The organism is uncultured Campylobacter sp., assembly GCF_938045535.1.
In the GTDB taxonomy this organism is placed as follows: Bacteria; Campylobacterota; Campylobacteria; order Campylobacterales; family Campylobacteraceae; genus Campylobacter_B.
The window spans coordinates 1-8,552 of the sequence record NZ_CALIMQ010000036.1 but is presented as its reverse complement, the minus strand read 5'-3'; the positions used below and the strand labels follow the sequence as shown (position 1 = coordinate 8,552).

Genomic DNA, 8,552 nt, shown 5'->3' with positions numbered 1-8,552 from the left:
CGGAATTCACGAAATTTTACGCCAGATTAATCGCAAGATAAAATTTTGCAAGCAGCGCTAATCCCGCGGAATTTCGCGCGCGATTAGCCGCGGGATAAAATTTTGCGCGTTTTGCGCGGAGTAAATTAAAATTTCGCCGCGCAAAATTCCGCGTCTAGCGCAAAATCCGTCGCGTTAAAATTTAGCGAATTTTAATCTGATGGAATTTAACACGACCGTCACGGAGCTAAAGCACATCGCTGCAGCGCCGTACATCGGCTTTAAAAGCACGCCAAGCGCTGGATATAGCGCGCCTGCCGCGATCGGGATACATACGGCGTTGTAAAACAGCGCCCAGAAGAGGTTTTGCTTGATCGTCCGCATGGCAGCTTCCGATAGGCGAAATAGATATAGCACGCTTGCAAGGTCGTTTTTTATAAAGATCGCGTCGCCCGCGCCCTTGGCTACGTCGCTGCCGCCGTTCATCGCGACACCGATACTAGCGGCTTTTAAGCTTGGTGCGTCATTGACGCCGTCGCCCACGAAAAGCACCCGCTTGCCCTCGTCCGTCAGGGATTTGATGAACTCATATTTGCCGCTTGGAAGCACTCCGCTTCTTACCTCGTCGATGCCGAGGCTGCGAGCGACGAAATTTGCCGTTTTGGCGTTATCGCCCGTTAGCATGACGGTTTTTACGCCTCTTTTTTGCAGTGCCTGCACTACATCCCGCGCTTCGGCTCTGATCTCGTCGCTAAATGCGATAAAGCCCGCGTACGAGCCGCCTATCGCGCAATAAACGACGCCGAAGCCCTTATCTAAAAGCTCCTCTGCTTCTATTTCGACGCCCGCATCTACGCCGCGCTCGCGCAGAAAGCCCGCGCTGCCGCAAAGAATTTCGCCGGTGGGATTTTTAGCGACGATCCCCTTGCCCGCGATGCTTTCGAACTCGCCGTTAAGCTTAGAAATTTCGCCGAATTTCAGCTCGGCAAATTTTACGATCGCCTTTGAGATCGGATGCTCGCTAAGCTTTTGCGCGCTTGCTAGAGAGTAGAGATCTTGGGCGCTCAGATCGCTGAAGCTTACCGAAATTTCGCCCTTGCTAAGCGTGCCTGTTTTATCGAAAACCGCGACGTCCGCGTCCTTTAAAATTTCTAAAATTTCGGGATTTTTAATTAAAATTCCAGCCTTTGCGGCGTTTGAGATCGCGCAAACGATCGCAATCGGCGTCGCAAGACCTAGCGCGCATGGGCAGGAGATGATAAGCACGCAGATAGCGGCGGATGCGGCATATGAGAGCCGCCCGTCAAGCGCCATCCACGCTATAAAGCTAGCAAGCGCGATCAAAATCACCGCGGGCACGAAGATATTTGAAATTTTATCCGCAAAGCGCGCGATCGGCATCTTTTTATTGCCCGCCTCGTTTAGCAGATTTTTAATCTCGGCAAGCAGCGTCTGATGCGGGAATTTCGTCACCTTCACGTAGATGACGCCGTCGGTGCTGACGCAGCCTGCATTTACCTCATCGCCCACGCTTTTATAAACCGCCAAGCTCTCGCCGCTGATGAGCGAAGTGTCGATCTGCGCGCCGCCTTCCACGATAAGCCCGTCGCAAGGGATGCGCGAGCCGTTTTTTACGAGCACCTTATCACCCGGCTTTAGCGCTTCTGCGCGCACTTCGGCTATCGTGCCGTCGTCTTTGATCAAAAGCGCGGTTTTAGGGCTTAGATCGATTAGCCCCTTGATGTAGTCGTTCGCCTTCATCTTGCTGCGCTCTTCTAGGTATTTGCCGAGAGAAATAAAGGCGATTATCATCGAGGCGGACGAGAAATAAAGATTGGTAAATTCGTTCTGTGCGCCGTGCGTATAGACCCACGCCGCGGCCGTTAGCGAATAAGCAAACGCAAAAAAGCTTCCCATCGCCACGAGCACGTTCATATCGAAGCTTCTGTTTTTCAGAGAGCCGTAAGCGTGATAAAAGAAGTTTTTGCCGCAGTAAAATAGGCTCACGCACGCCATCGCCGCGCAAAGTAGCGCCTTTGGGACGAAGCTCAAAAACCCGCTCATCTCCACCGCCATTACCGCCGCGGCTAAAATGAGAGCGAGAATAAGCCTAAATAGCGCCGCTTTGAGGTTGCGCCGCTTTTTGCGCTCCAAATCCTCGTAATCCACGGCGATATCATAGCCCAGCTTTTTGATCTTGGCTTTTAGCGTCTCCTCAAGCGCCGGATCAGCAAGTACGAACTCGCCGCTGCCGTTTGCGAAATTTACGTGCGCCTCCTGCACCCCCTCGATCTTGCGACTTACCCGCTCGATCGCATTGGAGCAGTTTACGCAGCTCATCCCGACGATATTTAGAGTGATTTTGCTTGACATCCGTTAGTTTTCGCAGGACAGCTTTTCTACGACGCTAAAGCCCAAATCGTCCATCTCCTCTTTAAATTTAGCCTCGTCGCGCGGATCTAAGCTTAAACTCACCACTCCGCTTGCCACGTCCACCTCGATCTCGCCGAAATCGTCCTTAAGCGCGTTTTTGATCGTCCTCGCGCAGTTTTCGCAGTGGATATTTTGCGCCTTAAATTTTACGCTTTGTTTCAAAGCCATGGGTCTCTCCTTTGGATTAAAATTTCAAAACTTATACTACTTTTTAATAAATTTTATTTTAACGCCCGCTCCTGAAATTTAAGGGTTTTTCGTTATAATCACCCGTTTTAAATTTAAGCTTTAAGGAATTTTATGGGACGAGCTTTTGAATACAGACGCGCTTCAAAAGAAGCTAGATGGGGGAAGATGAGCAAACTTTTCCCAAAACTGGGCAAGGCCATAACGATGGCTGCGAAAGAGGGCGGCGAAGATCCGCTGATGAACTCCAAACTGCGCGCCGCGATCGCCACGGCAAAGGCGCAAAATATGCCCAAAGACAACATCGACGCGGCTATCAAGCGCGCTAGCGGTAAGGATAGCGCCGATATCAAAACGATCTTTTACGACGGCAAGGCGCCACACGGCGCGCTTTTAATAATCGAATGCGCCACCGACAACCCAACCCGCACCGTCGCGAACGTAAAGTCGATTTTAAACAAAGCCAAGGGCGAGTTTTTGCCGAGCGGCAGTTTAAAATTTATGTTTTCGCACAAGGCCGTTTTTGAGACCAAGCTGCCGAGCCGCGACATTGAGGAGCTGGAGCTTGAGCTCATCGACTTCGGTCTTAGCGAGCTTGAGATCAACGAGTTTGAAAACGACAAGGGCGAGCTCGAAAAGACGCTTCTAATCTACGGCGAATACGAAAGCTTCGGCACTCTAAACGAAGGGATCGAAAAGATAGGGCTTGAGATCATCAGCGCAAGCTTAAAATTCGTCGCCAACGAAAAGCACGAATTTAGCGAGGAGCAGCTGGGCGACATAGACGCACTGCTCGAGCGGCTAGAGGATGACGACGACGTGCAGGCAGTTTACACTAACATCGCATAGGAGAAAAAATGGAAAGCTTAAAAATTTACGACATCGACGCGGCGGCTTTGGCGCGCGATAAATACGCCATTATCAAAACCGAAAAGGGCGATATGAAGCTGGAGCTTTTCGGTGACGAAGCCCCGCAGGCGGTTACGAATTTCGCTAGCCTTGCGCGTAGCGGATTTTACAAGGGGTTAAATTTTCACCGCGTGATCCCAAATTTCGTAATCCAAGGCGGCTGCCCGCGCGGCACCGGCACGGGCGGTCCCGGCTGGCGCATAAAGTGCGAATGCGACCGCCAAAAGCACAAGCACGTGCGCGGCGCGCTATCGATGGCGCACGCGGGGCGCGATACGGGCGGAAGCCAGTTTTTCGTCTGCCACAGCGCACAGCCGCACCTAGACGGCATGCACACGGTGTTCGGACAAATCGTGGATCAGCCCAGCCTAGCGGTTTTAGACGCGATCAGACAGGGCGATAAGATCATCGACATCGAGATTAAAGAGAGCCTGCAATCGTGATTAAATTTAAACCGCGGGGCGTTCGTCCGTGATAAAGATCGGCACGGACATAACCGCAGTGCGCAGGATCGCGGCGCTGCGCGCAAAATATGGCGCGAAATTTCTAAAGCGTATTTTGAAAAAATCCGAGCGCTCCTCCGCGCTGCGCGACGAAAGTATCGCGGGCATCTATGCCGCCAAAGAGGCGCTTAGCAAGGCACTAGGCACCGGCATCGGCGCGGAATTCGGCTTTAAAGACGCCAAAATTTACAAAGACGCCCTGGGCGCGCCGCATTTAAAAATCCGTAAAAAAATCCGTAAAAAATTTCATATCAAATCCGCAAGCCTTAGCATCACGCACGACGCAAACGTCGCAATCGCCGTAGTCGCACTAAAACTTAATAAGCCGCGCTCAAAGTAACGAAGTGAAGCAGCACACGGTAGCAAGAACTCCGCGTAAATTCTGCATAAATTTTGCACGACGGAATTTTGGAATTTCACCGCGCCGCAGAATTTTGCTTTAAATTTAAGACATGGAATTTTATAGCGGCGAGGCGACATAAACTCAAAAGGTAAAATTTCGACCCGAAATTTAGCGACAGAAGCATAGATTTTCTATTAAAATTTCACGGCGAAATAGCGCTCTGAAATTTTAAACGGATACGAAGTCTACTCCGCCTAATCTATCGCATCATCAAGGATTAAGCGAAAGTTCTTGAGCCAATGAAACACGCGCCGCGGCGGCGTGCGTTCGTCGCGCCCATCTCAAGCAAGAGCTTTTGCACCGTACTTATGCCGAATACCGCAGATAGCGCGGCGTTCTCTATTGCTATGTGCAAAAAGAGGGAGGCGAGCTTGCGTAGCTACATTTACCGCTTAGTCTGCCGCTAGCTTGAACATGCACAGATAAGCGGCGTGCCCACAGCAGCGAGCGATCAAAATTTACACGGCGAAATTTAAAGATGAAATTCCGCGGGCCGTAAATTTAGCGCTAAATTTTAAAATTTCACGGCGGCGCAAATTTTAAAATTCCATACAGGGCGGATTTAAAATTTTAAGCCGCGAGCTCACGGGGCTAAATTTAGCCGCCAAGAAGTTTTCAAAGCCCCTGCAAAAAGAAATTTTATGGCAGCGCGACGCCGCAAAATTTTCAATTGCTCGTATTTTGGCGGCGGGCTTACGCAGATTACGTTTTCGCGCGAGCCATAATTTTCAATTGTCTATATTTCGGTCGCTCCGAAACTGCGCCCGAAGCCGCCGCATTTAGAGCCGCGTAAATTTAAAATCGCTCGCGCCAGGCTACGATTAAATTTAAAGCGCAAAGCGCGGTCGTAGCGCCGACTTGCGTCAAAATGCCCAAAACTACGATTAAATTCCAAGCCGCGATAGAATTCCCGCGCGATAAAAGGCGGATTATTCCGCCTTTTTTAGATTATCGGCGAGCAAAAACGCAAGCTCCAGCGCCTGATCTGCGTTTAGGCGCGGATCGCACTGTGTTTCGTAGCGCTGCTTTAGCGTCTCTTGCGTCACGTTAAACGAGCCGCCCGTGCACTCAGTGACGTTTTGACCGGTCATCTCAAGGTGAATGCCACCCGCGTGCGTGCCCTCCGCAGCGTGGATCTCAAAAAAGCTCTGAACCTCGCTTAAAATTTTAGAAAACTCGCGCGTTTTGTAGCCGTTGGCGGCCTTGACGGTGTTGCCGTGCATCGGATCGATGCTGTATAGGATCGCCCTGCCCTCGCGCTTTAGCTCGCGCAAAATTTGCGGTAGCCTCGCGCCGATCTTATCCGCGCCCATGCGGATGATGACGTTTAGCCTGCCTGCTTCGTTTTGCGGATTGAGCTTGTCGCAAAGGCGCAAAATTTCATCCGCAGTGCCGCTTGGGCCGATCTTGACGCCGAGGGGGTTTTTGATACCGCTTAAAAAATGCACATGCGCATCGTCCGCGCCGCGCGTGCGCTCGCCGATCCAAAGCATGTGCGCCGAGCAATCGTACCAATCGCCGCTGGTGCTGTCGATGCGCGTCAGACACTCCTCGTAGTGCAGCAGCAGCGCCTCGTGCGAGGTGTAAAGCACCGTCTCGGCAAGGCTCGGAGAGTTAGCGGCACTCAGTCCGCACGCCTCCATAAATTTAAGCGTGCGCGAAATTTCATCGCTGAGCTCGTTAAATTTAGCCTCCAACTCGCCCTTTTTCAAAAAGCCCAAATTCCACTTATGCACCTCGTGCAGGTTCGCAAGACCGCCGCGAGAAAAGGCGCGCAGCAGATTCAGCGTCGAAGCGCTTTGATGATACGCCTCAATCATGCGAGCTGGATCTGCTTTGCGCGCCGCTTCGTTAAACTCAAATCCGTTGATTATGTCGCCGCGGTAGCTAGGCAGGCTCACGCCGCCAACCTCCTCGAAATCGCTGCTGCGCGGCTTTGCAAACTGCCCTGCGATACGACCTACCTTCACGACGGGGCGCCCCGCTGCAAAAGTAAGAATTATTGCCATTTGAAGCATTACCTTAAACATATCGCGGATATTATTCGCGCTAAAATCATTAAAGCTCTCAGCGCAATCGCCGCCTTGAAGCAAAAACGACTTGCCCTCGCTGGCGCGCGCGAGCTCGGCTTTTAGGTTGCGAACCTCGCCCGCAAAAATTAACGGCGGCAGCTTGTAAAGGCGCTCTTTAGCGGCCTGCACCGCACTTTCATCCTGATAGATCGGCTGCTGTAAAATTTTATAATCTTTCCACGATGTCCTACTCCAGCTCATAGCCCCTCCTTAAATTTCGTAAATCCCGCGATTATACCCAAATAAGCTTTTATTAACCCAAAAAATCTTAAAATAGCGCCTTTAGGCAATTTGGAAGGAATTTTATGGAAGAAAACCGCACTAAAGGGCTAATGTTTGCTCTTGCCACCTTTGTTATGTGGGGCGTTTTTCCGATATTTTTCAAGCTCATAAAGGACGTGGATGCGGTGCAAATTTTAGCGCATCGCGTCGTTTGGTCCTTCCTGCTGCTGCTCGTTTTTCTCTGCTTTACACACCGCTTAAAAAATGTCGCGCGGCTTCTTAGCACCCCTAAAATCGCTCTCACGCTGCTTTGTACAGGACTACTTATCAGCACGAACTGGGGCATTTATATCTACGCGGTAAATTCCGATCAAATTTTGGCAACGAGCCTCGGATATTTTATAAATCCGCTATTTTCGGTGCTTTTGGGTGCTTTATTTCTGCGCGAGCAGCTAAGCGCGGCGGCTAAGCTTTCTCTTCTGCTAGCCTTTGCGGCGATCGGCGTGCAAATTTACGCGCTAGGCAGGCTGCCGATAATCTCGCTCGTGCTGCCGCTTAGCTTTGCATTTTACGGCCTCATACGCAAAAAAGTAAAAGTACCTAGCTTTGAGGGGCTGTTTTGCGAAACGGCGCTGATGCTGCTGCCCGCGCTTGCGTTTCTGATCTACTGCGCGCTAAAAGGAAGCGGCGCTTTCGGCTTTAACGTAAACAGCGCGCTGCTGTTTGCAAGCGGACTGATTACGATTTTGCCGCTTCTTACCTTCGCCGTAAGCACGCAGTATCTGCCGCTATCCACGATCGGCTTTATGCAGTACATCAGCCCTAGTATGAGCATGCTAATCGCGGTATTTATCTACGGCGAGGAGCTTGAGAGTTACAAAATTTTAAGCTTTTCGCTAATTTGGTTCGGGCTCGCGGTCGTGGGCTTGGATGGCTTAAGGAGAAAAAATGGCTAATTTCGCTTTGATGTTCGCAGTCGCCCTTGCGGTGGGCGCGCTCGTGTATTTTCAGGTCCAAAAGGCTTCCGCGCGTGCAGACGCCGCAGACCCCGAGCTTAGCTCGCAAAGGTATATGAAATTTTGCGATATTTTGGAGGACAAACTGCGAGATCTTGTGCGGCTAGAGCTGCGCGACGAAAGCGCTCGCGAGAGCTATCTAGACGAGCTTGAGGCTCTTAGTAAGGAGCTGGTTTACATCAAAACGATGCATCAAAGCAACCTAAACCCCGCCGTGTGGGAGGGCAAGCTATTTGAGTTTCTAAATAAAACGGACGCACTTATCGAAAAATACGCCGCTAGCGCAGAGCGCTCGCTGCAAGACTGGCGCAAGCAGCTGGAGATGGAATTTAAGAGCTTATAGTCGTGATCCTTAAGATATCAAAATTAGGCTACATATAATAATCGGCTCGGCGTAAAAGGCTTGATCGATGAACCTAAAATGGTAAAATTTAGCCGCAGTACTAAGCCAAATCCAGCTACAAGACAAGCTCGATCCAAAAATCAATAAAATTCCAAGCGCGCTGAAAAATCTTAAAAATTTACAAACTCTGCAAAGATTCAAAGGAAAATTTATAGTCTTGCCACAAGGATCGCAATAGATCATACCAATCTTCATCGCAAAAATTGAGTTCCTTCTGGAAGTTCAGAATTTGTGACTTCCTTAGTTTGGAAGGCAACTTCTTCTGTCTTTGTTTCTTCCTTCGTTGTAACTACTGGAGCTACTACTTTCTTAGTTCCTACTTCAACGATCTCATCTACTGCTGGAGTGGTGATTGTGTTTGATTTCACCTCACGGCCTGTCTCTTTTCCGTCTGTGTAAGTGACAGTTTCAACAATCGTACGAACA

The 8,552-nt window shown here is 50.3% G+C and carries 9 protein-coding genes; 5 read left to right on the top strand and 4 right to left on the bottom strand.

The features are described from left to right. Positions 1-174 precede the first annotated feature (174 nt). Positions 175-2,352, bottom strand: coding sequence for a cation-translocating P-type ATPase (locus tag Q0095_RS01385; RefSeq protein ID WP_297880671.1), 2,178 nt, complete (start codon positions 2,350-2,352; stop codon positions 175-177). A 3-nt stretch (positions 2,353-2,355) separates the two neighbouring features. After that, on the bottom strand, positions 2,356-2,580 hold the full coding sequence (locus Q0095_RS01380) for a heavy-metal-associated domain-containing protein (protein ID WP_297880669.1): 225 nt from the start codon (positions 2,578-2,580) through the stop codon (positions 2,356-2,358). Positions 2,581-2,712: 132 nt separating this feature from the next. Between Q0095_RS01380 and Q0095_RS01375 the strand changes: the two genes are divergently transcribed. From Q0095_RS01375 to acpS, 3 genes are read left to right on the top strand one after another with little or no spacing between them, the layout of a single operon-like run. Next, positions 2,713-3,447: a YebC/PmpR family DNA-binding transcriptional regulator gene (locus tag Q0095_RS01375; RefSeq protein ID WP_177388917.1), complete on the top strand. Its 735-nt coding sequence runs from the start codon at positions 2,713-2,715 to the stop codon at positions 3,445-3,447. An 8-nt stretch (positions 3,448-3,455) separates the two neighbouring features. Continuing rightward, complete coding sequence (locus Q0095_RS01370) at positions 3,456-3,950, top strand: peptidylprolyl isomerase (RefSeq protein ID WP_297880667.1); 495 nt, start codon at positions 3,456-3,458, stop codon at positions 3,948-3,950. A gap of 28 nt (positions 3,951-3,978) precedes the next feature. Continuing rightward, positions 3,979-4,350 (top strand): holo-ACP synthase, encoded by a 372-nt coding sequence (gene acpS, locus Q0095_RS01365; RefSeq protein WP_297880665.1) that lies wholly within the window; start codon positions 3,979-3,981, stop codon positions 4,348-4,350. Positions 4,351-5,342: 992 nt separating this feature from the next. Here acpS and Q0095_RS01360 read toward each other — a convergent pair. Further along, the gene (locus Q0095_RS01360; RefSeq protein ID WP_297880663.1) at positions 5,343-6,686 is read right to left on the bottom strand and encodes a class II 3-deoxy-7-phosphoheptulonate synthase; all 1,344 of its coding nucleotides are present in this window, start codon (positions 6,684-6,686) and stop codon (positions 5,343-5,345) included. A 104-nt stretch (positions 6,687-6,790) separates the two neighbouring features. On the opposite strand from Q0095_RS01360, the gene rarD reads away from it, so the two are divergent. After that, the gene (gene rarD / locus Q0095_RS01355; RefSeq protein WP_297880661.1) at positions 6,791-7,663 is read left to right on the top strand and encodes an EamA family transporter RarD; all 873 of its coding nucleotides are present in this window, start codon (positions 6,791-6,793) and stop codon (positions 7,661-7,663) included. Further along, entirely contained in the window at positions 7,656-8,066 is a 411-nt protein-coding gene (locus tag Q0095_RS01350; RefSeq protein WP_297880658.1) for a hypothetical protein, read from the top strand. Before rarD ends, Q0095_RS01350 begins: the two co-directional genes overlap by 8 nt. Positions 8,067-8,317: 251 nt before the next feature. Here Q0095_RS01350 and Q0095_RS01345 read toward each other — a convergent pair. Then, positions 8,318-8,552: G5 domain-containing protein (locus Q0095_RS01345; protein WP_297880656.1), on the bottom strand; the 235-nt coding region annotated here is incomplete at its 5' end.

Coding starts and splice junctions, on each gene's coding strand:
- Q0095_RS01360 (WP_297880663.1), bottom strand. CDS start 6,686: ATGAGCTGGAGTAGGACATCGTGGAAAGATTATAAAATTTTACAGCAG.
- Q0095_RS01350 (WP_297880658.1), top strand. CDS start 7,656: ATGGCTAATTTCGCTTTGATGTTCGCAGTCGCCCTTGCGGTGGGCGCG.
- Q0095_RS01385 (WP_297880671.1), bottom strand. CDS start 2,352: ATGTCAAGCAAAATCACTCTAAATATCGTCGGGATGAGCTGCGTAAAC.
- Q0095_RS01375 (WP_177388917.1), top strand. CDS start 2,713: ATGGGACGAGCTTTTGAATACAGACGCGCTTCAAAAGAAGCTAGATGG.
- Q0095_RS01370 (WP_297880667.1), top strand. CDS start 3,456: ATGGAAAGCTTAAAAATTTACGACATCGACGCGGCGGCTTTGGCGCGC.
- Q0095_RS01380 (WP_297880669.1), bottom strand. CDS start 2,580: ATGGCTTTGAAACAAAGCGTAAAATTTAAGGCGCAAAATATCCACTGC.
- rarD (WP_297880661.1), top strand. CDS start 6,791: ATGGAAGAAAACCGCACTAAAGGGCTAATGTTTGCTCTTGCCACCTTT.